The following is a 26,954-nucleotide window of genomic DNA, read 5'->3' on the forward strand; positions in this document are numbered from 1 at the left end:
AAGGGAAAAACTTAGAGATTTTTCCCTAAGTTTTTCCAGCATCATATAATAGCCAAACGAATATGTCCGTCAGGCGTATTTATTTTGTGCATTATTGAACATTGCTTGAAAACTGCTGACCGAGGAAGTCTTCGTAAATGCGCTCCCATACAATGGTGAAATTCAGTTTCTCATCATCCGGAAGTTCCAGTACGTTCTCGATCGCCTCTTCCATATACGGAGTCAGCTTGATCAAAACTTCAGTAAGCATCTGGTCATTCGTATTCAGCATTTCTTTCATTTCTGCCTTGGAGATGCTAAACGTGTTTTCATCGCGTTCATGCAGCATCATGACCAGACGGCTGAAAATAGGGTGTACCAGCGCTTCCAGCTTTACATGCGCCAGGGCGAGCGATTCCGCTTCACTCAGATTAAACAACTGAGGTACATCCGGGAACGGGTGGACAGGAATATCCCACGCGTCTTCGTTGTCGATCACAAGACCCCATTTTACGAAAAGCTCAATCGCTTCCACACGGGATGCAGGATAAGCGTAATCGGAACGCTTCAGGAATGCCTTGAAGCGGTTCAGCAGGTCTACATAGCCTTCATAGTCTTCTTCCGATTTAAATGCTTCCTTGGCAGGTACAGAAAAGGCGCCTTTCAACGCTTCGATTTCATCCAGTCCTTTTTCCATCTCCGCTTTTGTCTCGTACTCTGTTACGACAAAACACAGAGCCTGAAACAGGACATTCATCTCATGAGACAGCACGTTCGACCAGCCATTGGCCGCGAAGCCGCTCGGAATCACTACGCCATCCTGATTGTGGCGAATATCGCGAATGGTTTGCATCAGTACACTCTCCTTTAATTCCACTAGCCAGTGCCGCACATTATGCTGTCGCAAAAAATCATGTCAGACGGCAGGGCATTAGGTCTATTATACACAGAAACGATAGGCGATTACCAACTGGAAATATCATGCCCAGCATGCATGTATCGCCATACGCGCTCGTAACCGAAAAATCCCCGCAGCCACATGGGCGCGGGGATATCAAGCTTACGCTTACTTCGTTACGTCGAGACGTGCCATCGCACGTTGCAGCGCACGCTCGGCACGCTGGACGTCGAGCTCGGCATATTTCTCAGCCAAACGCTTCTCGGCGCGAGCCTTCGCTGCCTTCGCGCGTTCAACATCGATGTCTCCCGGCAATTCAGCCGTTTCAGCAAGGATGGTTACTTTATCGCCGCGCACTTCCATGAAGCCGCCGCTTACAGCCATCTTTACTTCTTTCTCGCCTTCTGTCTTGATCCGAACAGGCGCTATTTTCAGCGGGCTCACCAGTGGCATATGGTTCGGCAAAATACCGAGATCCCCTTGAACACCGCGAGCAATGACCATTTCAGCCTGACCGCTATAGACAACCCGTTCAGGAGTTACGACTTCAACTGTCATCTTACTCATTTAATCGTCTCCCCTTTCCAGGGTGTCTTACGCCATTTTCTTCGCTTTTTCTACCGCTTCTTCAATCGTTCCTACATACAGGAACGCGCCCTCTGGCAGGTGGTCGTGCTTGCCTTCGAGGATTTCTTTAAAGCTGCGAACCGTTTCTTTCAATGGCACGTATTGGCCTGGGTTACCAGTAAATTGCTCGGCAACGTGGAAGGACTGGGACAGGAAGCGTTGGATGCGGCGCGCGCGGCCAACCACTTGTTTGTCATCGTCGCTCAGCTCGTCCATACCAAGGATCGCGATGATATCTTGCAATTCTTTGTAACGTTGCAGGATTTTTTGCACGCCACGAGCCACATCGTAGTGTTCTTGACCAACTACGTCAGGAGTCAGAGCACGGGAAGTGGATGCGAGTGGGTCTACCGCAGGGAAGATACCCAACTCAGCGATGGAGCGCTCCAGGTTGGTAGTAGCGTCCAAGTGAGCAAACGTAGTCGCAGGCGCCGGGTCAGTATAGTCATCCGCTGGTACGTAGATCGCTTGAATAGACGTTACGGAACCTTTTTTCGTAGAAGTAATGCGCTCTTGCAGCTGACCCATTTCGGTAGCCAGTGTTGGCTGGTAACCTACCGCGGATGGCATACGGCCCAAGAGAGCGGATACCTCGGAACCCGCTTGGGTAAAGCGGAAGATGTTGTCGATAAACAGAAGAACGTCGCGGCCTTCTTCATCACGGAAATACTCCGCCATTGTCAGACCGGTCAACGCTACGCGAAGACGCGCACCAGGCGGTTCGTTCATTTGACCGAATACCATCGCGGTTTTCGGCAGAACGCCTGCATCTTTCATCTCGTGGTACAGGTCGTTACCTTCACGGGTACGCTCACCTACACCAGCGAATACGGAAATACCACCGTGCTCTTGCGCGATGTTGTTGATCAGCTCTTGGATCGTAACGGTTTTACCTACACCCGCACCACCAAACAGACCGATCTTACCACCCTTGATGTACGGAGCCAAGAGGTCAATTACTTTGATACCTGTTTCCAGGATTTCAACAGTAGTTGCTTGGTCTACGAACTCAGGAGCTTTACGGTGAATTGGGTCGCGACGATCTACTTGACCCAGCTCTTGCAGGTCGATCGGCTCTCCCAATACGTTAAATACGCGTCCGAGGGTAACTGCACCCACTGGAACGGAGATAGCTGCACCTGTATCAACGGCTTCCATACCGCGAACCAAACCGTCAGTGGAAGACATCGCAACGGTACGAACCAGGTTATCACCCAGGTGAGTTGCAACCTCAACTGTCAAGTCGATGTCGCGCTCGCCAGCGCTTTGTGCTTTATGTTGAATCTTGATCGCATTGTAAATGGCAGGCAGGTGTCCGCGGTCGAACTCGACGTCAACAACCGGACCCATTACCTGAACCACGCGTCCATTCGCCATCTTACTTCTTCCCTCCTGTAAAGCTAAATTGGGAGCTATTCGCTGCCACTAAGCCTGTGCGTTTGCACCTGCAACGATCTCGGAAATCTCTTGAGTAATGGCTGCCTGACGGGCACGGTTGTAGATCAACGTGTAACGGTTAATCATATCCGTTGCGTTGTCTGTCGCGTTGCCCATCGCTGTCATACGGGAACCTTCTTCGGAAGCCTTCGCTTCGAGAAGCGCACTGTACACCAGTGTTTCCGCGTATTTAGGCAACAGATCGGCCAGAACTTCTTCCGAGGACGGCTCATACTCGTAATTGATTGTGCGCACCGTGTTGCTCTCGGGAGCTTCCAGTGGCAGCAATTGTTTTACGGTAGGTATTTGCGAAATTGCACTTTGGAACTTGTTGTAGCACAGGTACAGTTCGTCAATTTGTTCGTTCGCGAACATCTGGACTGCCGCACCGGCAATTTTCTTGATATCAGCAAAGGCCGGGCTGGCTGGCAGACCTGTTACCTCTTCCAGAAGCGGATAGTTCCGTTTGCTGAAGAAGTCACGACCTTTGCGACCGATCACAAAAATACCGTACTCATCCTTGGATTTGTGCTTTTCGCTGATGGTGGTAACCACTTTGCGAAGCATGTTGGCGTTGTATCCGCCAGCAAGTCCACGGTCGGAAGTGATGACAATGTAACCAGTCTTTTTCACCGGACGATTTTGCAGCATCGGATGTTTGGAACCAGTTGTTCCGCTCGCAATGCTTGCAATCACTTCCTGGATTTTGTCAGCGTAAGGACGTGCTGCCTCAGCCTTCTCCTGGTTGCGGCGGAGTTTCGCTGCCGCCACCATTTTCATCGCTTTCGTGATTTGGCGCGTATTTTTGGTACTTTTAATACTGCGTCGAATCTCACGTATTCCTTTTGCCACTCGTTTTCACCACCTTGAGAACGCATGCCCGGGCTTTCTTGCCCGGCATGCATCTGATGTCTATCAGGTTAACGATTAGCGAGTTACCGAAAAGCCTTTTTTGAACTCTTCGATCGCTGCGTTCAGTTCTTTTTCATCTGGAAGGTCTTTCGTAGTGCGGATGTGCTCCAACAGTTGTGGTTTGTTGGAATCCAGGAAAGACAGCAGCTCTTTCTCAAAGCGGCGTACATCTGCTACTGGAATGTCATCCAGGTAGCCGCGTGTAGCGCTGTAGATAGAAGCAACTTGCTTCTCAACAGGCATTGGATCGAACTGGCCTTGTTTCATGATTTCCATCAAGCGCTCACCGCGGGTCAGACGAGCTTGGGTAGCTTTGTCCAGGTCGGAACCGAACTGAGCAAACGCTGCAAGCTCACGGTATTGAGCCAACTCAAGCTTGAGCGGACCTGCTACCTTTTTCATCGCCTTGATTTGCGCGGAACCACCTACACGAGATACGGAAAGACCGGTGTTAACCGCTGGACGTTGACCTGCGTTGAACAAGTCTGTCTCCAGGAAGATCTGACCATCCGTGATGGAGATCACGTTAGTAGGAATGTATGCGGAAATGTCACCCGCTTGGGTTTCGATGAACGGCAGAGCAGTAATGGAACCTGCGCCCAGTTCATCAGACAGTTTCGCAGCGCGCTCCAGCAAGCGGGAGTGCAAGTAGAATACGTCACCAGGATATGCTTCGCGACCTGGAGGACGACGGAGCAACAGGGACATTTCGCGGTATGCAGCAGCCTGTTTGGACAGGTCATCGTATACGCACAGAACGTGTCCGCCTTTGTACATGAAGTACTCAGCCATAGTAACACCAGCATAAGGAGCCAGGTACAGCATTGGCGCTGGGTCGGAAGCTGTAGCGGAAACGATGATGGTGTAATCCAGAGCGCCTGCTTTACGCAGGGTTTCTACGATGTTCGCAACGGTCGATTGCTTCTGACCGATCGCCACGTAGATACAAATCATGTCTTTGCCTTTTTGGTTGATGATGGTGTCGAGCGCCACTGCTGTTTTACCAGTTTGGCGGTCACCAATGATCAACTCACGCTGTCCGCGGCCAACCGGGATCATCGCGTCAATCGCTTTGATACCTGTTTGGAGCGGTTCGTGTACGGATTTACGCGCCATTACGCCAGGAGCCGGGCTCTCGATCGGGCGGTAGCCGTCATTTGCGATAGGTCCTTGACCATCGAGTGGTTGACCCAGTGGGTTTACTACGCGGCCGAGCAGCGCTTCCCCTACTGGAACTTCCATAACGCGGCCGGTACGTTTTACAGTATCGCCTTCCTTAATGTCGCGGAAAGGTCCCATAATAACGACACCCACGTTATCTTCTTCCAAGTTGAGTACCATACCCATTACGCCATTTTGGAACTCAAGAAGCTCCCCTTGCATGGCCTTTTCCAAACCGTGAACGCGAGCAATACCGTCACCAACCTGGATGACTGTGCCTACGTCTACAACTTCGATTTCAGATTTAAAATTAGCGATCCGCTCTTTGATGAGGGAGCTAATTTCTTCTGGTCTGATTGCACTCACTTAATTCACCCCATTCATCCAACTTCGTTAAGACCGAGCTTTACGCTTTTTGCGCAAAGGTTTCCAACTTTGTTTTCAGGCTGCCATCGTACAGACGGTCGCCAATTTTGATAACGATGCCGCCGAGGATTGCAGGGTCTACGACCGCTGTCAACCGCAGCTTTTTATTCAAAGTTTGACCGAACTTCTCAGCCAACTCTGCCTGTTCTTCATCAGAAAGCGGCTTTGCGCTCGTGACGACAGCATCTGCGTAGCCACGCGCTTCATTTGCCAGTTGCACAAAGGAGCTGTAGATGTCAGACAGTTGAACTTCCCGTCCGTTTTCAATCAGGACGTTCAGGAAGTTGAAGCTCTCTTCCCCTACATGGCTTTTGAAAAGCTCATCAACCAGCTTGCCCTTTGCATCTGCAGCGATGTGCGGGTGCTGCATGATCTTTTGCAGATCTTCGTTGCCTTCCACAGCCTGCACGATCGCACCAAGGTCAGCTTCCACCTGATCGATCTTGCCACGCTCGCTCGCTACCTCAAACAGAGCGCGAGCATAACGCTTTCCTACTGCGCTACTCATAGGCGATCTCCTACTTGAGCCAGGAATTTGTCAACAGTGGACTTTTGAGCTGCTTCGTCCAGTTCTTTCTCGATAATCTTGGAAGCCAAGAGTACGGAGAGGCTGGTCATTTGTTCACGCAGCTCGGATTTTGCTTTTTCTACTTCACGTGCCAGTTCAGCGCTTGCGTCCGCTTTCATACGCTCGGATGCAGCTTGAGCTTCTGCCACGATTTTCGCCGCTTCATCAGACGCTTGCTTGCTAGCGCGGTCGATGATTGCTTTGGATTCAGCGCGAGCTTCATCCAGTACGCGACGTTGTTCAGCCAAGAGTTTTTCCGCTTCTGCGCGGTTGCGCTCAGCAGATGAAATTTGGGTTTCGATATGCTGACGACGTTTCTCCATGATCCCAACGATCGGGCCCATAGCCAATTTACGAACCAAGAGCAGCAACAACAAGAACACAATTGCTTGGGTTAAAAGCGTTCCCCACTCCAGGGACACCGCTCCAAAGTCGAGCATTCGTTTCACTCCTTCCTGCGAAAAGAAAGATGTATCATCACGGTATATACCGTTTGTTTCAGACACTCTGGCTTCGTACTATGACGAAGTTTTCTTGCTTGCGTCGAATGGCAGCTTCATAGACTTCCACTCGATCAAAAATAGAGGCGGGTATCAAGCGCCCGCCTATTGTTACCAATTGCTCGCTGACTACATACGACCGAAGAGAATGAAACCGATCGCTACAGCGATGATCGGAACCGCCTCTACCAGACCGAGACCCAGGAACATGAGACCCATCAGGTTACCACGTGCTTCTGGTTGACGAGCTACGCCTTCAATTGTACGGGAGATTACCAGGGAGTTACCGATTGCTGCGCCAAGAGCAGCGAGACCAAATACGATACCAATTGCAAGAGCCAAACCTTCCATTGTTTAAAAACCTCCTTAGTTTGTAAAAGCGAGTATAAAATCGGGGAAATGCTGATTAGTGATCTTCATTCACCTGCTGAGACAGGTAAACCATCGCCAGCGTAGTGAAAATGAATGCCTGTACAGAGCCGACAAACACCGAGTAGCCCAGCCACAGGAACAACGGAATACTTCCGAAGATCCCTACACCCAACAGGAAGGCGATCAAAACCTCACCCGCAAAGATGTTACCGAATAGACGCAGAGGAAGCGTCAATGGTTTGATGATGAACTCCTCCAGAATGTGAATCGGATTCAGGAATGTATGTTTCAACCATCCACCGAAACTCTTCTTAATGCCCAGGTAGTGAGCGTACAGCAAAACGATGAACGCGAGAGCGAAAGTTACGCTCGGTGTCGCGGTTGGAGATTTCCACCAGCCGATGACAACACCGTGAGAATGCGGATCGTTTGAGTTAAGCTCTTCCTCAAGCTTGGCCATCTTTTGTTGTTTTGCCTCAGGAGTCGTGGAAGCCGTCAACAGGTCTTTAACCTTTTCGCTTACTTGATGGTCAGGACCGTTGTGGTGTGCTGTATTTACGTTAAATACGAGACCCAGTTGGTTTCCAAGGAAAATGTAGAGGAACAAAGTCAGCGCCAGCGAGACAAAACCCGCAGCTTTTTTCGGTGAGATATAGCTTTTTGTAATGCCAGTAACGAAATCCACAATCCATTCCATCACGTTTTGCGCGCCGCTTGGTGTAGCGGAGGTCAAGTTGCGGGTCATCCCGATACAGAGCAAAAGCACCACCAGAGAGGTTACCAAAATCATGAGAACAGTGGAGATGTCAAATACCATGCCCAACCATTCAAATCGCAGAGAATAATGCATGTATTTCACCCCTTTCTTCCGCGCGAGTATGTTACTTACGTACATGAAAAAAAGTATTCTGCTATCTATTTAAAGGAGCGATACACAAAAAGGAAACTGAGAACCTGGAAAAGGAACAAGCCGATCAACACTCCGGCAAGCCCAAACAAGTGAGGAAAACGCATAGTCAAAAAGACAGCAAAACCTGCCACGACCAAGCGTTGCAGCATACCTGTCCCTTTCGGACGCACGCCCGGATCGACAGCCATCTGGCCAATTCGCCATGTTTTGCTGAAGAGGACCGTGCCATTCACTAGACTGCCAGCCATCCCGAGCAGGAGGCTTTGCAAAAAGAAACGCGATGATGGCAACAGCGCCCAGAGTATCGCGGCGATTGCCATACAGAAAAAGGCATAGCGAAACGTGGATCGCATTGCCGAAGAAAACGTTTGCATGTCCCATCTCCCTAGAGGTAACCGCGAATGATGCGGTAGACGCTGTACACGCCTATTCCTAATCCCGCGAGCAGTCCAACCATCAAAAACAACGGATTGGTAGCGAAAAGGCCATCCAAGTATTTTCCCAGAAAGACTCCCGCAACCACGCAAACGGCCATATCGACACCAATTAAAGTGACCAACGTGATGGCTCGCCAAGGATTATCAATTTTCGACACGGAACAACATTCTCCTTTCATACATAAGGAGAGGGCTGGTGTCAAGTGCCCCTTTGCCCTCATCCATATTAACGAAGAATTATTCCCTTTGTCAACGTTCGTCTTGTTCTGTACACAAAGCGTTCACAATTGAAAATCTACATTTTTTCAACAATTGTCGAAACCCCTTGTCCGCCGCCAATACACAAGGTTGCTAGACCATATTTTACCCCTTCGCGCTTTTGCAATTCGTGAACAAGCGTAACTAATATTCTCGCCCCGCTTGCGCCAATTGGATGACCCAGAGCAATCGCTCCGCCGTTAACGTTCAGCTTTTCCCGATCGAAGCCGAGCGCTTTGCCGACAGACAGCGATTGAACGGCGAATGCCTCGTTCGCTTCGATCAAATCGATGTCGGACAAAGACATGCCCGCTTTTTCCAAAACTCGCTTGGTCGCTGGCACCGGACCGTAGCCCATGATGCTCGGATCGACGCCCGCACTGGCATTGGCGACGATGCGCGCGAGCGGTTTTACGCCCAGCTCCTCCGCCTTTTCCTTGGTCATGATTAAAAGCGCAGCCGCGCCATCGTTGATGCCCGAAGCGTTTCCTGCGGTCACAGTGCCGTCCTTTTTAAAGGCTGGCTTCAGCTTGGAAAGCATCTCGGCGGTTACGCCAGCGCGCGGAAATTCGTCGACAGCAAACAGCACAGGGTCGCCTTTGCGCTGCGGAATCGGAACAGGCACGATCTCCTCCTGAAAACGGCCGCTTCCCAAAGCTTTCTGCGCTTTTTCCTGGCTCCATGCCGCAAACTCGTCCTGCTCTTCCCGTCCGATCTCGTATTTGGCGCACAGATTTTCGGCTGTGATTCCCATGTGGTAGTCGTTGAATGCACACCAAAGACCATCGCGGATCATCGAGTCGACCGCCTTTTGATCGCCCATGCGATATCCCGAGCGCGCTCCATCCAGCAAGTACGGAGCCTGGCTCATGTTTTCCATGCCACCCGCCAGCACGACTTCGGCATCTCCGCTCAAAATCGCCTGTACAGCCAAATGAACGGCTTTCAATCCGGAGCCGCATACTTTGTTAATCGTCAAGGACGGCACCTCGTGCGCCAATCCTGCTTGAATGGCAGCCTGACGGGCAGGATTCTGGCCCAGTCCTGCGGAAAGTACATTGCCCATAATCACTTCATCAACCGAGTCTTTGGACACGCCAGCGCGCTCCAAAGCCGCTTCCAGGACGATGCCGCCCAGTTTCGTTGCGGAGATTCCCGCGAGCGATCCTTGAAAACTGCCTATAGCTGTGCGCACTGCGCTTGCGATAACGATTTCCTTTTGACTCATCTTCCATACACTCCTTGAATGAACAGGATAGCCAACCTTCTTAAAATTCCATTTCTTCATGCAGATTCCTGCTGCGAAATCGCTTTCATGAAGAAAAAGCTGCCCATTCTCTCAAAAGAAAACGTTATTGGCTGCGAAAGCCGCTGACAAAAAGCATCTCGTAGGTTACACGCACTCCCTTCTCATCTCCGTACGTCCGCTGATAATAGTCAGCCATGGCAAACAGCAGCCTTTTTCTGCCCAAGCCCGCCGTTTTGTCTTCGCTGGCGCTTGCTCCTACCGCTTTTACGGCACGCAAAAAATCCAGCACGCCCGGGTAAGTCAAAACCACCTTGTGTACAGTCGCCTGCAACGATTCCATTCCCGCCGAATCCAGCAAGGCAAGCCACTGCTCTGTCGTCAAATACGATAGTCCGTGCCGAACTCCTTGCTCTCCCAGACTGGCATGGGCGCGGGCAAAGGAGTCGTGCAATTCGCAGAAGGTGTTGGGGCCAAACGTCGAAAACAAAAGCGGCGAACCCGGCTTGAGCAGCTTGCACAGACGGCGGATCGTCGGCTCAGGGCGAAGCAGCCATTGAAAGCACGCTCCCGACACGATCAGATCCCTGGTTGCCTCTGGCTGTGTCCAGACCCATTCTTCCGTATCAGCCTGGCGAAAGTTCACTGCCAATCCGTGCTGCTCAAGGTTCGACCTCGCCTGCGCAATCATTCCGGGCGCGATGTCAATCGCTTCGTATGCGGCTTTCGGGTACTGCCCCCTGATCAGACGCGTCAGTCCGCCTGTGCCGCAGCCGATTTCCAGTATGCTCTCGACACTTTTATCCGCCAACGTCGCGGACACGATTGCGCCGAGACGCTGCGCCATCTCTTTTTGCACAATCGCATACTGTTCATAAGATGTCGCCTTGCTGCTGAATCGACGCTTGATCTGTTCTGTGTGCAATGCGCTTCACCATCCTCATGATCGCTTCGCTGACTTGCTCAGGATGAACCAGGTGTGGGGCATGCCCGCAGTCTTTCAGTTGCAAAAAATCGGCTGCCGCCAGCTTGCCCGCAAGCTCTTTTCCCGCGCCGAGCGGACAGATGACGTCGCCTTCGCCATGAATGACAACTGCCGGACAAGACAAGCGCTCAGGGGCAAACCGGCAGTCCTCGCTCGCCAGGTAATCCAGCCCTGCGGACAGCGCCTGCTGGCTCCAGCGGCCCTCTGCAATCCCCACATCGACGCAGTTTTGCCCGCGTTCTTGCCCTGTGAACATCTGCTCTACGAATTGGGCCATGATCCGCTCGCGGTCTTTTGCCAGCTGCCGCTTCATCCGCTGAAGCATTGCTGCGCCAATGCCGCGTTCCCGTTCCGCCGGGTCGCGGACAAACCGCAATGTCGTCCCAATCAGCACCAGTCCGGCTACGCGCTTTTCAGTTGCCAGCCTAAGGGCCAGCATTCCGCCCAGCGACCAGCCAACGACAAGCAGTTCTTTTCCACTCAAGCTTTGAATGGATTGCGCAACCACTTCGTAAAATTCGTCCGGCCGGGAAACTTGCGAATAGTCAGGGACCACATGACGTACATCGGGCAATCGCTCGCGAACTTTGTCCCAGCATGAATCCGCCATTCCCCAGCCTGTCAGCCAAACAATGACTGGCGCCACTTCACATCCCTCCTGCGCATTCATCCCGGACAGCAGTCAATTGCTCGACCGCCCAGACCAGCTCTTCTGGCTGATGTGTAGCCATTACCGTAAAGCGGATGCGCGCTGTTCCATCCGGGACGGTCGGCGGGCGAATCGCGACAGCTGCAACTCCCCGTTCCCACAGCTTCTGGCTGAATTGCAGCGCCCGCTCGTTTTCTCCCAGCGTGATCGGAACAATCTGCGTGTCGTCTGAAGTTACGGCAAAGCCTTTTTCCGCAAGCAACCGCCGAAAAAGCTGCGCGTTGTGCTGCAACGCTTGTCGCCGCCACTCGTCCGCCTCAATCTGCGTCAGAGCGGCAATCGTCGACCCGACGACGCCAGGAGGCAGCGCTGTGGAATAGATGAGCGAGCGCGCTTTCGAACGCAGATGGCGAATGACGACCTGATCGGCACAAACATAAGCGCCGTATACGCCAAAAGCTTTACTGAACGTTCCCATCAGCACATCCACCTGCGACGCGATCCCGAGTTCGTGGCACAGACCTTGTCCCCGCTCGCCCCGCACCCCGCCCGCATGCGCTTCATCGACCATGAGAAAAGCACCGTACCGTTCTCGCAGCTTGATCAACTCCAGCAATGGTGCCTTGTCGCCATCCATGGAAAATACGCTGTCCGTCACAATCCACTTCCGTTTCGTTCCCTGATGTTTTTCCATTAGAAACGCCAGATGCTCCCAATCGTTATGCCGATACCGGACGTGCTCGGCACGGCTCAGGACGATTCCGTCCACAATGCTGGCGTGGTTCAGCCGATCGCTGAATACTACGTCGCCCCGACCAGCCAACGCAGCAAGCACCCCCGTATTCGCCTGATAGCCATTTGCGAAAACGAGCGCTTCCTCACGCTGCTTCCACCGGGCCAGACGCTGCTCCAACTCGTCGTACAACGGGTAATTGCCGAGGACGAGGCGGGACGCAGTTCCTCCTGCGCCCCATTGCCGCGCTGCCTTTTCACCCGCAGCCATGATTTGCGGATCGTGAGCAAGCCCCAAATAGTTGTTGGAGGACATGTTCAGCAACTTTTTTCCGCCAACGACAATCCACGTTCCTCCATGCTCCGCCAAAGACTCTACCGTCTGCCACTCTCGGCAAAGCGACTGCTCCCGCATCTTGCTCCATTCCGTCTCCAGCCATTCGTACCTTTGCCTCATTTGCCGCACCTCTTCGCTTACAGCGCGCATAGCTCGATTTCAAACCCGAGGTCTTCAATCATCTGATGATCGCTGGTGATTTCCTGCCCCGGTGTCGTCAAATAATCGCCCACAAACAACGAGTTGGCGGCGTAGAGCGACAACGGCTGCAAGCTGCGCAAATTCACCTCGCGCCCGCCAGCCACGCGAATTTCTTTGTCCGGGCAGACAAAGCGGAACAGCGCCAATACTTTCAGAGCCTTTTGCGCCAGCGTGCGTCCTTGATGCTCCAAGGGCGTTCCCGGGATCGCGTTCAAAAAGTTGACCGGAATCGAATCCGCATCCAGGCTCCGCAAGGCAAAAGCCATCTCCGCGATTTCTTCGTCGCTCTCCCCCATGCCGATGATGACGCCGGAGCATGGCGACATTCCCGCTTTTTTCACCGTATCGACCGTTCCCACGCGCTGCTCGTACGTATGCGTGGTGGTGATCGCCGCGTAATGATTCCGGCTTGTGTTCAAATTGTGGTTGTATCGGTGCACCCCCGCTTCCTTCAGCCGCTTGGCTTGCTCGTCGCTGAGGATGCCCAGACAAGCGCATATTTTCAGCGGCATGGTGTCGCGAATTTCTTGCACCGCTTCAATGACCTGGCCCAGCTCCTTTTCCGTCGGCCCTCGCCCGGAAGCGACAATGCAGTATGTACCAGCCTTGCGGTTCATCGCTTCTTTTGCGCCTGCCAGTAACGTCTCTTTGTCGAGCATGGTGTACTTGGCTACAGGCGCGGTAGAGACGATCGATTGCGAACAGTAGCCGCAATCTTCCGGGCACAGGCCGCTTTTGGCGTTTAAGATCATGTTCAGCTTGACCTTTTTCCCGAAAAAATGTTTCCTGACCTGAAAAGCGGCGTGCAACAACGGCAACAGCTCATCGTCAGGCGCTCGCAGCACGCAAAGCGCTTCTTGCAGCGTCAGTGCTTCCTTTTGCACAGCCTTTCCTGCATACTCGTTCCAATTGGCGACAACGGTTCTGCTCATCTATCGAACCTCTCCTTTGCATATTTGCTGTTTTAGCAACCCCATAATCCATTCCACGTGGACATGCTGCTTCACCAACGCAACCACCTGCTCGCTTGTCAGCTCGTCAGGCACGTGCGGCAGCGCACCCCAAACCGGAACGTTTCCGTAGCACTCGATCATTTTGGCGTTGGTAGCAACGCTTTGATCGGCAGCAGAAGCCCCCTCATTCAAAATCACTCCTGCCACCACAAGCCCGCGCGAACGAGCGTACCAGACCGATAAAAGCGTGTGGTTGATCGTTCCCAGACCTGCCCGGGCAACCAGCAAAAGCGGCAGTTTCAAGCGCACCGCGAGATCGACCATCATGTCTGTCTCGGTCAACGGAACTGCCAGGCCCCCTGCCCCCTCGACCAGCAGCCAGTCGTGTTTCGCCAGCAACGGGTAACCATGCGCCGTTATTTCCTCCATCGTGAGCGTCTTGCCCTCTGCCTGCGCAGCCAGCCACGGCGTCAAGGGCGCCGAAAAGGCAAGCGGCGCAATCTCCTCGCACCTGTCTGCCACACCGCTCCATGCCCGCAAGCGAAACGCATCGCTCATTTTCTCGTGCGCAAGCGCCCCGGACTGGACGGGCTTCCATACCCCGACATCGCAGCCTGCCTCGCGCAATGCCGCTGCAATCCCCGCCGTCACGACCGTTTTGCCCACCTCCGTGTCCGTCCCGGCAATGAACAGTCCTGCAAACTCCTTGCTCATCGTACCGCCTGCTCCTTTTGCTCAATCGTGACCTCGCGAATCGATTCGGCCAAAATTCGCACCATGTCCGCAATCTCGGCCATTGTGGAAGCGAGCGGGGGGATGAAGACGATCACATTGCCCAGCGGTCGGGTCAACAGCCCTTTTTCTCTGGCTCGCTGACAGACGCGCACGCCGATCCGTTCATTCCAGTGGTACGGCTCCTTTGTTTGCTTGTCTCTGACTAGCTCAATCCCTGCCATCAGCCCTTTTTGCCGGATATCACCGACATGCGGCTCTCCTTTTAGCGGCTGCAAAAGCTCCTCAAGTCCCGCCGCTTTTTCCACCACTTGATCGACCAGTCTGCGTTCCTCCATCAACCGCAAATTCGCCAAGGCCACCGCACAGCCTAGCGGATTTCCTGTGAAAGAATGACCGTGGAAAAACGTCTTTTGTTCCTCGTAGTCCGCGTAAAATGCAGCGTAAATCTCTTCCGTAACCAAAGTAGCGGCGACAGGCAAGTAGCCCCCTGTCAAACCTTTGGCAACCGCCATAATATCCGGGACCACACCGTCATGCTCACAGGCGAACATTTTTCCCGTCCTGCCGAAGCCTGTCGCCACCTCGTCTGCAATCAGCAGTACGTCATGCGCCCGCAGCAGCTCGGCAATTTGCTTCAAACAACCGTCAGGCATGACAATCATCCCGCTGGCTCCCTGTACGACAGGCTCGACGATCATCGCTGCAATCTCATCTGCCTTCTGCTGTAACAAGCTCTCCAACTGGCGCAAGGTCGCTTCCACAGACGCTTCCTCGCCCCCATCACGGTACGGATATGGGTACGGAACGATGTGCGGCGAGAAGAGCAGCGGCTTGTAAACCTGATGGTACAGCGGGATCGCGCCCACACTGGTAGCTCCAATCGTATCCCCGTGGTAAGCGTTGTTCATCGTAATAAATCCGTGCTTCCCCGTCCGCCCCCGGTTCTGCCAATACTGGAACGCCATTTTCAACGAGATTTCCACCGCTGTCGCACCATTGTCCGAATAAAACACTTTGCTCAGCCCCGGCGGTGCTATACGAATCAATTGCTCAGCCAGCAAAATGGACGGCACATTCGCCATCCCCAAGAGCGTCGAATGCGCGATCTGCTCCAGTTGTTCCGTAATCGCCTGATTCAGTTCCGGGACATTGTGGCCGTGCACGTTCAGCCATACAGACGAAAATCCGTCATAGTACGCTTTGCCGTTCACGTCGATCAGCTTGATCCCTTCGCCCCTGGCGATAATCACTGGCTCCTGGGCGTTGTAGTCCTTCATTTGGGTAAAAGGATGCCATAAAAATCGCCTGTTCTTTTCTGCCAGTTCGGCATAGTCATACATATGTAACAACCAGATCACATCCTTAGTTAACATATATTTGTTAACCAAAATAATAAAACAGTTAACTTATTTCAGCAATGACTTTTTCCCACGCATGGGCAAACGAAAAAGACCAGTCTCTCCAACAGCGGGAGAAGACTGGTCTTCGCGTTTTTACTTGCCTCTACTTATTTGGTTTGGTGCAAAATCCGATAGAGCGCTACCACGCACACTGCGCGAGTCGTAGATTTGTTCGGTTGGTATTTTCCGCTGATCGGATCAATCAGGCCCAATCCGACCATGTTGGTGATCGAACCGGATGCCCAGGATGGCCACGTTCCTTTGTCGGAAACGGTTTTAGCCGCTCCTTTTTTGTTCACCAAACGATCCAGAATGACGGCAGCCTCAGCCCTTGTCACAGGTTTGTCGGGACGGAACGTTTTGTCCTCGTAGCCTTTCACCAGCCCTTTGGAAACGGCAACCTGCACAGCCCCTTGCGCATAGTCAGGCACCTTGTCCTTGAAGCTGAGCTTAGGCGAAGCTGGCAGCTCCCAATTGAACGTGCGCGCCAGCAAAGTGACGAACTGTGCCCTGGTGAGCGAAGCTTCCGGCCCGAATGTCGTGTCCGTCAAGCCTTTCACGTACCCGTTTTCCGCCATGTACATGATTTCCGCTTTGGCAGGATGGTTGGCGATATCCGTGAATGATGGACTGAGAGTTCCGACGTCGTCCGAATAGTACGGAACGTATTTGCCGTAGCTGTTCACTTCGTAAACCCATTGTCCTTGGGCGTTTCTTGTGCCCAACAGCGGGTCGAGCGTTTGGTTGGCTTCATTGACGTACAGCAATCCGACGCCTTTTCCGGCAATCCACTTCTTCGGCACAAGGGTCAGCTTGATCGAAGATGTCGAAATCGCGTCTTCTGCGCCTGCTTTGCGCTCGCCAGGCTTGATCGTGAACGAATAGTCGGCAGGTACATATCCCGGAAGCTGTTGGCCGACGATGGAGTCGACCTCCACCAGTGCCGTGTCCAAAAACGGTGTTGTTTTCTCAAACGAGTAACCGAGATCCAGTTCCGCTCCCAAAGACATGCTGCCTGGCAGTTCAGGCACAACCGTCGCATTGCCTGGTTTGCCTGTCTGGTTCGGCAACAGCAGGGAGAACTCGTCGAAGTAAAGGGTTCCCTTGTCTTGTGTAATGCCGTCGTTTGCCTGATCGACTACATAGATGCTTCGCAGCTGCAATGGATAGGCGACATTGCTCGGGAAGTACCCCTTCACTTGCTTCCAGCCGGACCAGTCGATTTCTTTTGCCAGATCGACGTAGACCGTCTTGCCGTTGGCGTCCAGCACTTCTGCGCGCAGCCAGTGTCTGCTGTTGTCTCCGTTCACCCACAGGCCGAGACCGAGCGGTTTGCCTGGAATCGCCACAGGCTGGGCACCCAGTATGCCGTAGGAGATGCGCATGTTGCCCGCTGGCGCACCCGAGAAGTTATAGACGAGCTTCGCCGCTTTTTTCGTGCGGAATACTTGATCTGATACGAGCGAAAACGATCCGGCGGAGCTGATGCTGCTCGGATTGGCCGCATGGTACATTCCTACCTGATTGTCAAACGTCAGCCAAGGCTGTTCGAATTGACCGACAGCAAACGGAACGGTCGTCGATACGCCGTCGTAAGTAATCGTCAAGTTTCCATTGCCCGGCTCATTGCCGGCAATCAGTTGCAGCTTGTCGTTGACAGTAGCGACAGCGGAGTCCACGCTTGCTTTCACGCTAAGCGGAGTCGCCTGAATCGTCGCGCCTTTTTTCGTCTTGATTTTGACATCAAGCGTCAAGGCTTGTCCAGGCGCAATTGAAACTGGGCTTGGGGAAACAACGATTTGCTGAACTTCACTGCCTGCAACGACTTGAACATCTTTGTTTTGCGTGACGTTGCCCAGTCGGCCCGTCAGCGTAATTTTTCCTGAGCGGGCTGGAGTAAAGCGCTGGCCGTCCACTGTTCCGGCGTCCGATTGCGGGATATCCCAGGTGACGTTTGCCGGATTGATCGCGTAAGGCTGGTAATGCGTGTCGTATCCTTTGGAAGCAGTGAGCGCTACCGTTTGCCCGATCAGGATATCGGACGGCACATCAATTTGGAATCCTCGCAATTCTCCTGGCGGAGCGGTGTTGTAAACAGCAAGCCCTGTCGGCACCCGACGCTCGGAACCGCCACTTGGCTTGTTGGACAGATTGGCGTGTGTCTCCCCGAGCATGCGGGCTGCGAGTGTCGTGGAGCCGCCGCCGTCAAAATTCACGGCACGGTAGGAGCCAAGCTCCGCCATGATTTTTGCCAGCTCGTCCAAACTAACCTTGCTGGCCGCATCAATCGTCACCATGTACAAAGTTTTGCCATCCTGGGAAACCCCTACTGCCGTGCGGGCATTGGCCGCGACAATAGACTTGTCCGCCTGAAACGAGGTCAGTGCTTTGCCTTGATTGACCAGCAACACGTTTCCGCCCACGGCTTGCTTCAAATCGAGGGTTTGCGGTGTGGTTTGGTATTCAACCGCAGCTGTGGCGCCCACCGGGAAATTTTGCTTGAGGAAAGCGGCTGCCTCTCCGTGTCCCCACAGCACGTATCCGTTGTAAGGTATGTATACTCCCGGCTGATTGATGCGCACTTCCTTGGCGACGTTGTCGACGAACAAAATCTCGACGACATCTTTGTAGCCTGAGATCGCACCGAGGCTCGTTTTGCCAAAAGAAGGCGTGTAGACGTTCAACTGATTTTGGTGACTTTTACGGCCTTCGCTCGGATTGTACACTTCTTTATTGACGCCCTGGATCGAATAGACAGCCCCGTTCGGCGCGGTGACTTTTCCCCCGAATCCGAACTTGTCGATGATGGCCATCTTGTCGCCCGTGATTCCGAGGCTGTACCAGTACGAAATCAGTCCCATCGAGGAAATCAGCTGCTCGTCTTTCTGAACGATGCCAAACGGCGCTCCCCGCTTGGACATGTCGAAAAAGTCAGCGTTGATCGCAGCGACTGCCCCTGTCTCCCTGGCCATCTGCGTCACGGTTTGTCTGTCTGTCAGTTTGCCAGCCGTTCCGTATACGGGCTTGACCTCAACATACGGATTGTTCAAATCCACTTTCGTCACCATGATGGTCACGAGCTGGTTGGCGAACGATTTCGTATATTTAAGCAAAGTGGTTCCCTCACCAATCGGGGTTTGCCACATGATATTCAATGCACTGGTTTCCGCCCGGGCGTGCGCGACATTGGTCGCAAGCGGCACAAACGGAACAAAAGCTCCCCAGGCCATAGTCGTGGCCGTGAGCAGCGTCACCATCCTTTGCGCTCTCATGTTAGTAACTCCTCTCCATTTTCCAAACTCTGTCTGTTCGCTATGTAAGTCGGTAACTAATCGTTAGACGCTCCCAAGTAGTGGATAGTTTCGCCAATTTTGCAGATTCTCTCTTAGCAAAACATACCAAATCGTCAGTCTGCCAAAAGCACGAAAACCCGCCCGGATTTACAATCCATACCGGACGGGTCGATTCTAGCTGTATGCCGCTTTTGTTCAAGCGCACTATCCAGATGCTTATTGCCCCGGTTGGAACGGTTCCGGGCGATCGGAACGGATTCCGAAATGATACAGGATCGCTTCTACAATCCGGCGGGATGCTTCTCCGTCTCCGTACGGATTCGCAGCATGAGCCATCGCATCGTAGGCTGCCTGATTGGTCAAAAGCTCGTTTGCCATCGCGTATACTTGTTCTTCGTCTGTTCCCGCCAGCTTGAGAGTGCCAGCTTCGATTCCTTCCGGACGCTCGGTTGTGTCCCGGAGCACGAGCACAGGCACGCCAAGAGACGGCGCTTCTTCCTGAACACCGCCAGAATCGGTCAGAATCAGATGAGCGCGGCGGGCAAAGTTATGGAAGTCGAGTGCATCGAGCGGTTCGGTCAATGTAATGCGCTCGTGATCTCCCAAAATCTCCTGAGCCACCTCTTGAACAGCCGGGTTGAGATGGACTGGATACACGACGAAAATCTCGGGATGCTCGTCCACCAGTCTTCTGACAGCGCGGAAAATTCGGCGCATTGGCTCACCCAAGTTTTCGCGGCGATGAGCCGTCATCAGTACCAGCTTGTGGTCGCCCACCTGATCGAGAACCGGATGCGTATAATCTTCACGCACCGTCGTTTTCAATGCGTCGATCGCTGTGTTGCCTGTGACGTAAATGCTCTCTTCCGGTTTGGCTTCCCGTCTGAGGTTGTCAGCCGATCCTTCGGTTGGAGAGAAGTGCAGATCGGCCATCACGCCTGTCAGCTGGCGGTTCATCTCCTCCGGGAACGGCGAGTATTTGTCCCACGTGCGCAGGCCGGCTTCCACATGGCCGATCGCTACCTGGTTGTAAAAAGCAGCCAGACTCGCCACGAATGTGGTCGTCGTATCGCCGTGCACGAGCACAATATCCGGTTTTACATCCTTGATCGCGGCATCGAGACTTTGCAAGGCGCGTGTCGTCACGTCTACCAATGTTTGACGGTCTTTCATGATGTTCAAGTCAATGTCCGGCGAAATATCGAAAATACCCAACACCTGGTCGAGCATTTGGCGATGCTGTGCGGTCACGCATACGATCGACTCGATTTGCCCTTCGTACTTTTTCAATTCATGTACGAGAGGTGCCATCTTGATCGCTTCCGGGCGCGTGCCGAAAACCGTCATTACTTTTACTGTTTTCATCTTGGATTCCCTCTCCGCCTACTTTGTGCCGTACAAGCGGTCACCCGCATCGCCCAAGCCAGGCACAATGTATCCATGGTCATTTAAATATTCGTCAATAGCAGCTACGTAAATATCTACGTCAGGATGCTCGTCCTGCACCATTTTGATGCCTTCTGGAGCAGCAATCAGGCACATCAGCTTGAGGTTTCTCGCTCCGCGTTTTTTCAAAGCCTGGATGGCTGCCACGGCAGAACCGCCAGTCGCCAGCATCGGGTCGATGACGATCAGTTCGCGCTCCGCTACATCGGAAGGCAGCTTTACGTAATACTCTACCGGTTGCAGGGTTTCCGGATCACGGTACAGCCCCACATGGCCTACTTTTGCGGCCGGAATCAGCTTCAACAGCCCGTCCACCATGCCGAGTCCTGCACGCAGGATCGGAACCAGACCTACTTTTTTACCGGCAATCACATTAGACTGACAGGTAGCTACCGGGGTCTCGATCGTGGTTTCTTCCAGCGGCATGTCGCGTGTGATTTCGTAGCCCATCAGGGTCGCTACTTCATCTACCAGTTCGCGAAATTCCTTGGTTCCTGTATTCTTGTCACGAATAAACGTCACTTTATGCTGAATCAGCGGGTGGTCAAACACATATACACGGCTCATGTACGTTCCTCCGTTTCCCTATCAATGCATCTTTTCCATCATAGCGAAGGAGCGGGTCGCCGTCAATTTGCCTAATCTTCGTACTTTTTTCTTTTGCCTGGTGACCAGCTATGGCTGTTGTCAGGAAAAAATCGTTTAGGATGTAAAAGAAAAACAGACCCGCGCGAGCAATCACAGGGTCTGTTTGATTGAAGCCATTTTATCAAAACCTTAAATCGTCAAACCTTCGTACATCGGGAAGCGTTGGCACAGCGCTGCTACGCGTTGGCGAGCTTCTTCGTGTTTGGCAGCGTCTTCCGGGTTTTTCAAAGTCAGGGCGATGATCGCTGCTACTTCTTTCATTGCTTCTTCGTCGAAGCCACGGCTTGTTACCGCTGGTGTACCCATGCGGATACCGCTTGTGACGAATGGGCTTTGTGTATCGTAAGGGATGGTGTTTTTGTTAGTGGTGATGCTTACTTCGTCCAGCAGGTGCTCGGCTACTTTACCAGTCAAGCCGATTTTGCTCACGTCAATCAGCACGAGGTGGTTGTCGGTTCCGCCAGAAACGAGTGTCAGACCTTCTGCTTGCAGCGCTTCAGCAAATGCGCGCGCATTGCTCACGATGCGAGCTGCGTAATCTTTGAAGTCCGGTTGCAGCGCTTCGCCGAAGGAAACCGCTTTTGCCGCAATCACGTGCATCAACGGTCCGCCTTGTACGCCAGGGAACACAGACTTGTCGATCGCTTTTGCAAATTCTTCTTTGCACAAAATCAGACCGCCGCGAGGACCGCGCAATGTTTTGTGAGTGGTAGAAGTAACGAAATGAGCGTATGGAACCGGGTTTGGATGCAGGCCAGCGGCAACCAGACCAGCGATGTGCGCCATGTCTACCATGAAATAAGCGCCGACTTCATCCGCGATTTCACGGAATTTGGCGAAGTCGATTGTGCGCGGATAAGCACTTGCTCCCGCTACGATCAGCTTAGGCTTGTGCTCCAAAGCTTTGGCGCGAACGTCTTCATAATTGATCAGGTGGGATTCTTGATCCACGCCGTATTCTACGAAGTTGTACAGTGTACCGGAGAAGTTAACAGGGCTTCCGTGCGTCAAGTGTCCGCCATGGGAGAGGTTCATGCCAAGTACGGTGTCGCCCGGCTGCAAGATGGTGAAGTACACGGCCATGTTTGCTTGTGCGCCGGAGTGCGGCTGTACGTTTGCATGCTCGGCACCGAAGATTTCTTTTACGCGATCGCGCGCAATGTTTTCCACGATGTCCACGTATTCGCAACCGCCATAGTAGCGGCGTCCTGGATAGCCTTCTGCGTATTTGTTGGTCAGAACAGTACCCATCGCTTCCATTACGGCGCGGCTAACAAAGTTCTCGGATGCGATCAGCTCAATTTTGTCACGCTGTCTTCCCAATTCCAGTTGAATGCCTTCCAATACTTGCGGGTCCTGTTTACGCAAAAAATCTAGCATGATGTATGTTCTCCTCCTTGAAAATGGGCTTGTCCCACATTCTTTTTAGGTACAGCTTTCATTTTGAGGCGCCACTTCGTAGACCGCGCGAGCACCGCCAATCAGCTTGGGACGTGTCCGCGCTGCCGTGACATGCGCCTCTCCCACAGTCCGTTGAGAAGGGCGTACAGGCACAGCTACCTGTTTCAGGTGCATGCCAATGAACGTATCGCCGATATCGATACCTGCATGTGCGCGAATATTTTCCACGACTACAGCATCGGCAAGCTGCGCAAAAGCATGTGCCGCCATGGAACCGCCAGCGGTAGGAACGGGAACGACCGAAACCTCTTCCAGTCCATATCGCTCCATAACCTCGCGCTCCACAACCAGTGCGCGGTTCAGATGCTCACAGCATTGAAAGGCGACAGCAAAGCCGCGCTGCTCCTGCACACTGCGAATGCCGCGATAAATAGCAGCCGCAGCATCCCGACTGCCAGCTTTGCCGATGTGCTTGCCCAGCACTTCACTGGTACTGCACCCGATCACCAAAATTTGTCCGGCTCTAAGCTCGGCCAACCCGGCAACCTCCTCAACCAATTGACGAGCCTGTTGTTCGATAGCGGCCAGTTCCACTTACTTCACTCCCGCGTGTTTCGCTTCGATTTGTGCGATCTTTTCCACACGGCGCTCATGACGGCCGCCCTGGAACTCTGTCTCCAGCCAAATTTTCACGATATCCAACGCCAGACCAGGGCCAATTACCCGCTCACCCATAGCCAAAACATTGGTGTTGTTATGCTCACGGGTCGCACGTGCAGAAAACGTGTCGTGCACCAGCGCACAGCGAATGCCAGGCACTTTGTTGGCTGCAATCGACATGCCGATGCCCGTACCGCACACCAAAATTCCCCGGTCGAACTCGCCCGCTGCCACTTTTTCTGCTACCGGCAAGGCGTAATCAGGATAATCTACCGAATCCTCGCAAGAGCAACCGAAGTCTTCCGTCTGGATGTTCATGGAGGAGAGCAGAGTCTTGATTTCCTCTTTCAGCTTGTATCCACCGTGATCAGCAGCAATCGCCACTTTCATCTGTCATCCCTCGCTTGTTTCATGATCTCACTCATTATACATCAAAATCCCATAAGTAAAAAGTGAACATTTTGGTTGGTTGATCAAAAAATGTTCGTACTCTCACACGAAACAAGGTCCTGGCTAGTTACCAGCACCTCTTCAACCTTGTTATTCACGAAAACGGACTTCCGCCAATCGCTCCAAAAGCCTGTCCAGCGACTCCTCAATCTCTTCTGCGCACCTGCGATAGTCCTCAAGCGCCCCGCCAAAAGGATCAGCGATATCTCTTATGCCTTCTATTCCCGCAAACTCTTGCAAAGTATGGACTTTGTCCGCCGCTTCCGGGAAGTAGGTCAGAATGGCACGCTTGTGACTGCCCGTCATCGTCAAAATAAGATCGGACCACGCCAAAAGCTCTTCGTTTAGCTGGCTTGATGCGTGGTTGTGAGCAATCCCGCGTTCAGCAAGCACGGACTGGGCATGCGGGGAAGCTGGTTGTCCGGCATACGCCGCCACTCCGGCCGAGCGCACTTCAAATGGTTGTCCGGCTGTCTTTGCGCGAAACATCGCCTCTGCCATCGGGCTGCGGCAAGTGTTTCCCGTACAGACGAAGAGTATCCGTTTCAATGATCGCCCCTCCTTTATGTCAGCATCCTTTTCTAGATGACAAATTTCAATCCGAAGCAAAACAAGATCAATCCCCCTACTAATTCGCTATAATCGCCCAACCATCCTCCCACGCTTCTGCCAAGCAAAAGGCCGAAATAGGACATGGCTGCTCCCATGATACCGAACAGGGAAATCGCCAGGACTTTGTTCACTTCGATTAGACCGAACGAAAAACCGACCGTCAACGCGTCGAGACTGACGCTGAAAGCAAACAGCAACAGCCCGAACCCTTTTGTTTTTAACATGCTTTTTTGATCACTGTGAACCAATCCGTTCCACAGCATATGCAAACCGATCAGCATCAGGACTCCGCCACCGATAAAAACGGCGATATCCCCAACCAAATCGGACAAGTAAGCTCCGACAACTATTCCGACGACAGGCATCATAATATGAAAAAGTCCGATCGTAATGCTGACCTTTACAATTTCCCGCAAGCGAATGCCCACCATGCCCACGCCGATCCCCAGCGAAAAGGCATCCATGCTCAAAGCAAAAGCTATAATGAGCAACGTCAAAAATTGCCCCCATTGAAACAAAACCAGGTCCAAGCCGCCTCCCCCCCCCCGTCCCTTCACTCTATGCGGACAAGGAGGAGTTTATACTGTTTTAAACGGACAAGATGCGACCGCCCGCCGCTTTTTCCAGACGGTTCATGACAGCCATTCCCAGGCCTTCCCGCGAAAAGGTTTCTCCCACGATGAACTGAACCTGCTGATTGTCAAATTCCCGCAAAACAGCGTACAGCTGCTGGGCGACTTGTTCCAAATCAGCTTGGGCACCTACCGTCAGAACGACATCGGCTGCCTCGTGATCACGCCAATAGCCAGCCGACTCTTCCGTTGCCAGCACCCCTGTTTTTTGGCCATCGATTTTGGCTTGCGACAGCAGCTCCGCCATTTTTATGCGAGCCTGCTCTTCGCTTCCCGCCACCAGCCACAGCTCGCCCTCCGGAGCATAATGCGTATATTTCATCCCGGGAGCGCGCGGAGTTTCTACTGCTCCCACTTCAAAAGAAGGATCAAGCTCGACCGGGCCGATTACGCTTTCCAGCTGTTCACGGGTAATGCCGCCGGGACGAAGGATAACAGGCGGCTCCACAGTCACATCAATGACAGTAGACTCGACGCCTACTCCTGTTGCTCCGCCATCGACGATCCCTGCCACTCTCCCGTCCAGGTCTGCTAACACATGCGCGGCTGTAGTCGGGCTTGGACGACCGGAACGGTTCGCACTCGGCGCAGCAATCGGTACGCCCGCTTGTTTGATCAAAGCAAGGGCAACCGGATGAGCAGGCATGCGCACACCGACAGAATCCAGGCCCGCTGTCACCAGGGAAGCAACGCGATCATTTTTCGGAACAATGACAGTGAGTGGCCCAGGCCAGAAGGCATCCATCAGCTTCTGTCCTTTTTCCGGCACTTCCCCGGCAACTGTGGACAACTGCTGCCGTTCGCCAATATGCACGATCAGCGGATTGTCACTCGGTCGGCCTTTCGCTGCAAATATTTTCTCCACTGCTTCATTAGACAATGCATTGGCTCCCAGGCCATAGACCGTCTCTGTTGGAAAAGCGACAGCTTCCCCAGCGTGCAGCAACCGGGCTGCATCCACAATCTGTGTACAACTCTGGATGTTTTCCACATCGTTATCCACAGACCAGACTTTCGTCACTAAATTGATTTCCATCGTAAAAAAATCCTTTCTCTTGCTCGTTTCTTTGTAATGAGTGCCTTTAGTATAGTTGTGCCTCGAAAAGTTTTCAACAGCCTGTGGGTAACTTGTGAATAACTTCGGGAAAAGCCGTGGAAAACGTGTTTGTTACCATTTTTTAACCTCAACCGTCAAAATGATGTAGTAGAATGAACTCATAGAAACGCAGAACTCTTCCCTTACCTCGAAAGGATTGTGAATGAATATGACATTGCTTAAATCCGTTACTTCCAGCCTGCTCGGCACCGCTGTTCTGCTGACAGCAGTTGCTGCGCCTGTTTTGGCAGCTGCTCCTGCCGCGCCAGCGAAAGCTGCTCCTGTCGTTCAAACCAAACAACCTCAAGCTTCCGGTGTCGTATTCACACCGAAAACCATCACGGTGAAAACAAAAGAATTTGAAGGCAAAGTGACCATCCCGGTCATTAGCGGTTTGAAAGATAAAGCGTTCGAAGCCCAATTGAATGCGACCCTGCTCAAGCAAGCACAAACTGGCCTCGCTGACGGACAACAAGCTGGCAAGGAAGATGCCGCAGATGCCAAAAAATACGGCTGGGAACCTCGCCCGCATGCACTCGACATTTCCTATGAAGTGCATCAGGCTGGCAAGCTCGTATCCTTCTCTGTTCAAACCTATCTGTACACAGGCGGAGCGCATGGCATGACTGACGTGACTTACTACACAATCGACAACCAGCCTAAAGCCAAAACGCTCAAGCTCGGCGATTTGTTCCAGTCCAGCTACAACTACCGCAGCGTGATCAACCAACTGATCAGCCAGCAAATCAAAACACAGACAGATCGCGACGGCTTCAATCCGTACAGCTTCGAGAGCATTACGGATGACCAAGGCTTCTCTTTTGAAAACGGAAATCTCGTCATTCATTTCGGACAGTACGAAATTGCTCCGTATGCAGCGGGAATGCCTTCTTTCGCCATCCCGGCCCACCGCTATCAAAACTTGCTGAAACCGGAAATCCTCGCAGCCCTGACGCAAAAGTAAGCGGCTCGCCAGTCAAAACGACACCTTCG

General features: G+C 52.9%; 28 protein-coding genes. 1 reads left to right on the forward strand and 27 read right to left on the reverse strand.

Annotated features, from left to right (window positions below; translation table 11 throughout):
• Positions 1-91: 91 nt before the first annotated feature.
• The 27 genes from NST23_RS26150 to NST23_RS26280 form a co-directional block, all read right to left on the reverse strand.
• The gene (locus NST23_RS26150) at positions 92-832 is read right to left on the reverse strand and encodes a DUF6042 family protein (RefSeq protein WP_122962598.1); all 741 of its coding nucleotides are present in this window, start codon (positions 830-832) and stop codon (positions 92-94) included.
• A gap of 213 nt (positions 833-1,045) precedes the next feature.
• Complete coding sequence (locus NST23_RS26155; protein WP_122962597.1) at positions 1,046-1,444, reverse strand: F0F1 ATP synthase subunit epsilon; 399 nt, start codon at positions 1,442-1,444, stop codon at positions 1,046-1,048.
• A 27-nt stretch (positions 1,445-1,471) separates the two neighbouring features.
• Positions 1,472-2,881 carry a F0F1 ATP synthase subunit beta gene (gene atpD / locus NST23_RS26160; RefSeq protein ID WP_122962596.1) on the reverse strand — a complete coding sequence of 470 codons (1,410 nt, stop codon included), beginning with the start codon at positions 2,879-2,881 and terminating at the stop codon, positions 1,472-1,474.
• Positions 2,882-2,929: 48 nt separating this feature from the next.
• Positions 2,930-3,793: an ATP synthase F1 subunit gamma gene (gene atpG, locus NST23_RS26165; protein ID WP_063228999.1), complete on the reverse strand. Its 864-nt coding sequence runs from the start codon at positions 3,791-3,793 to the stop codon at positions 2,930-2,932.
• Between the two features lie 75 nt (positions 3,794-3,868).
• Complete coding sequence (gene atpA / locus NST23_RS26170) at positions 3,869-5,380, reverse strand: F0F1 ATP synthase subunit alpha (protein ID WP_063228998.1); 1,512 nt, start codon at positions 5,378-5,380, stop codon at positions 3,869-3,871.
• Between the two features lie 40 nt (positions 5,381-5,420).
• On the reverse strand, positions 5,421-5,948 hold the full coding sequence (locus NST23_RS26175; RefSeq protein ID WP_122962595.1) for a F0F1 ATP synthase subunit delta: 528 nt from the start codon (positions 5,946-5,948) through the stop codon (positions 5,421-5,423).
• Positions 5,945-6,448, reverse strand: coding sequence for a F0F1 ATP synthase subunit B (atpF, locus tag NST23_RS26180; RefSeq protein ID WP_122962594.1), 504 nt, complete (start codon positions 6,446-6,448; stop codon positions 5,945-5,947). Before atpF ends, NST23_RS26175 begins: the two co-directional genes overlap by 4 nt.
• A 189-nt stretch (positions 6,449-6,637) precedes the next feature.
• The gene (gene atpE, locus NST23_RS26185) at positions 6,638-6,859 is read right to left on the reverse strand and encodes a F0F1 ATP synthase subunit C (protein WP_005831752.1); all 222 of its coding nucleotides are present in this window, start codon (positions 6,857-6,859) and stop codon (positions 6,638-6,640) included.
• A 55-nt stretch (positions 6,860-6,914) separates the two neighbouring features.
• A complete protein-coding gene (gene atpB, locus NST23_RS26190; protein ID WP_063228994.1) occupies positions 6,915-7,730 on the reverse strand; it encodes a F0F1 ATP synthase subunit A in 816 nt (271 codons plus the stop codon).
• A 65-nt stretch (positions 7,731-7,795) separates the two neighbouring features.
• Positions 7,796-8,164, reverse strand: a complete 369-nt coding sequence (locus NST23_RS26195; RefSeq protein WP_063228993.1) for an ATP synthase subunit I — start codon at positions 8,162-8,164, stop codon at positions 7,796-7,798.
• 11 nt (positions 8,165-8,175) lie between these two features.
• Positions 8,176-8,385 (reverse strand): AtpZ/AtpI family protein, encoded by a 210-nt coding sequence (locus NST23_RS26200; RefSeq protein ID WP_005827760.1) that lies wholly within the window; start codon positions 8,383-8,385, stop codon positions 8,176-8,178.
• A 137-nt stretch (positions 8,386-8,522) separates the two neighbouring features.
• Positions 8,523-9,713, reverse strand: coding sequence for an acetyl-CoA C-acetyltransferase (locus NST23_RS26205; protein ID WP_340964926.1), 1,191 nt, complete (start codon positions 9,711-9,713; stop codon positions 8,523-8,525).
• A gap of 124 nt (positions 9,714-9,837) precedes the next feature.
• Positions 9,838-10,656, reverse strand: a complete 819-nt coding sequence (gene bioC, locus NST23_RS26210) for a malonyl-ACP O-methyltransferase BioC (protein WP_242773951.1) — start codon at positions 10,654-10,656, stop codon at positions 9,838-9,840.
• Positions 10,604-11,362 (reverse strand): alpha/beta fold hydrolase, encoded by a 759-nt coding sequence (locus NST23_RS26215; protein ID WP_217022118.1) that lies wholly within the window; start codon positions 11,360-11,362, stop codon positions 10,604-10,606. Before NST23_RS26215 ends, bioC begins: the two co-directional genes overlap by 53 nt.
• Before the next feature lies 1 nt (position 11,363).
• Positions 11,364-12,554: an 8-amino-7-oxononanoate synthase gene (gene bioF / locus NST23_RS26220; protein WP_122962591.1), complete on the reverse strand. Its 1,191-nt coding sequence runs from the start codon at positions 12,552-12,554 to the stop codon at positions 11,364-11,366.
• Between the two features lie 17 nt (positions 12,555-12,571).
• Positions 12,572-13,567, reverse strand: a complete 996-nt coding sequence (gene bioB, locus NST23_RS26225) for a biotin synthase BioB (protein ID WP_122962590.1) — start codon at positions 13,565-13,567, stop codon at positions 12,572-12,574.
• A complete protein-coding gene (bioD, locus tag NST23_RS26230; RefSeq protein ID WP_217022117.1) occupies positions 13,568-14,302 on the reverse strand; it encodes a dethiobiotin synthase in 735 nt (244 codons plus the stop codon). It lies immediately after the preceding gene.
• Complete coding sequence (bioA, locus tag NST23_RS26235) at positions 14,299-15,696, reverse strand: adenosylmethionine--8-amino-7-oxononanoate transaminase (RefSeq protein WP_217022116.1); 1,398 nt, start codon at positions 15,694-15,696, stop codon at positions 14,299-14,301. Before bioA ends, bioD begins: the two co-directional genes overlap by 4 nt.
• A 134-nt stretch (positions 15,697-15,830) precedes the next feature.
• Positions 15,831-18,995, reverse strand: coding sequence for a phosphodiester glycosidase family protein (locus NST23_RS26240; protein WP_122962587.1), 3,165 nt, complete (start codon positions 18,993-18,995; stop codon positions 15,831-15,833).
• A 237-nt stretch (positions 18,996-19,232) separates the two neighbouring features.
• Entirely contained in the window at positions 19,233-20,381 is a 1,149-nt protein-coding gene (wecB, locus tag NST23_RS26245) for a non-hydrolyzing UDP-N-acetylglucosamine 2-epimerase (RefSeq protein ID WP_063228984.1), read from the reverse strand.
• 18 nt (positions 20,382-20,399) lie between these two features.
• On the reverse strand, positions 20,400-21,029 hold the full coding sequence (gene upp, locus NST23_RS26250; protein ID WP_122962586.1) for a uracil phosphoribosyltransferase: 630 nt from the start codon (positions 21,027-21,029) through the stop codon (positions 20,400-20,402).
• 210 nt (positions 21,030-21,239) lie between these two features.
• Positions 21,240-22,490 (reverse strand): serine hydroxymethyltransferase, encoded by a 1,251-nt coding sequence (gene glyA, locus NST23_RS26255; protein ID WP_122962585.1) that lies wholly within the window; start codon positions 22,488-22,490, stop codon positions 21,240-21,242.
• 45 nt (positions 22,491-22,535) lie between these two features.
• Complete coding sequence (locus tag NST23_RS26260; RefSeq protein ID WP_122962584.1) at positions 22,536-23,105, reverse strand: TIGR01440 family protein; 570 nt, start codon at positions 23,103-23,105, stop codon at positions 22,536-22,538.
• Positions 23,106-23,561 carry a ribose 5-phosphate isomerase B gene (rpiB, locus tag NST23_RS26265; RefSeq protein WP_063228980.1) on the reverse strand — a complete coding sequence of 152 codons (456 nt, stop codon included), beginning with the start codon at positions 23,559-23,561 and terminating at the stop codon, positions 23,106-23,108.
• A 150-nt stretch (positions 23,562-23,711) separates the two neighbouring features.
• Positions 23,712-24,170: a low molecular weight protein arginine phosphatase gene (locus tag NST23_RS26270; protein ID WP_122962583.1), complete on the reverse strand. Its 459-nt coding sequence runs from the start codon at positions 24,168-24,170 to the stop codon at positions 23,712-23,714.
• Positions 24,171-24,202: 32 nt separating this feature from the next.
• On the reverse strand, positions 24,203-24,763 hold the full coding sequence (locus NST23_RS26275) for a manganese efflux pump MntP (protein WP_063228978.1): 561 nt from the start codon (positions 24,761-24,763) through the stop codon (positions 24,203-24,205).
• 58 nt (positions 24,764-24,821) lie between these two features.
• On the reverse strand, positions 24,822-25,901 hold the full coding sequence (locus NST23_RS26280; protein ID WP_122962582.1) for an L-threonylcarbamoyladenylate synthase: 1,080 nt from the start codon (positions 25,899-25,901) through the stop codon (positions 24,822-24,824).
• 229 nt (positions 25,902-26,130) lie between these two features.
• Here NST23_RS26280 and NST23_RS26285 point away from each other — a divergent pair, with 229 nt between their 5' ends.
• Entirely contained in the window at positions 26,131-26,925 is a 795-nt protein-coding gene (locus NST23_RS26285) for a DUF3298 and DUF4163 domain-containing protein (RefSeq protein WP_122962581.1), read from the forward strand.
• Positions 26,926-26,954 lie beyond the last annotated feature (29 nt).

The organism is Brevibacillus sp. FSL K6-0770 (genome assembly GCF_038000275.1).
Taxonomy (GTDB): domain Bacteria; phylum Bacillota; class Bacilli; order Brevibacillales; family Brevibacillaceae; genus Brevibacillus; species Brevibacillus parabrevis.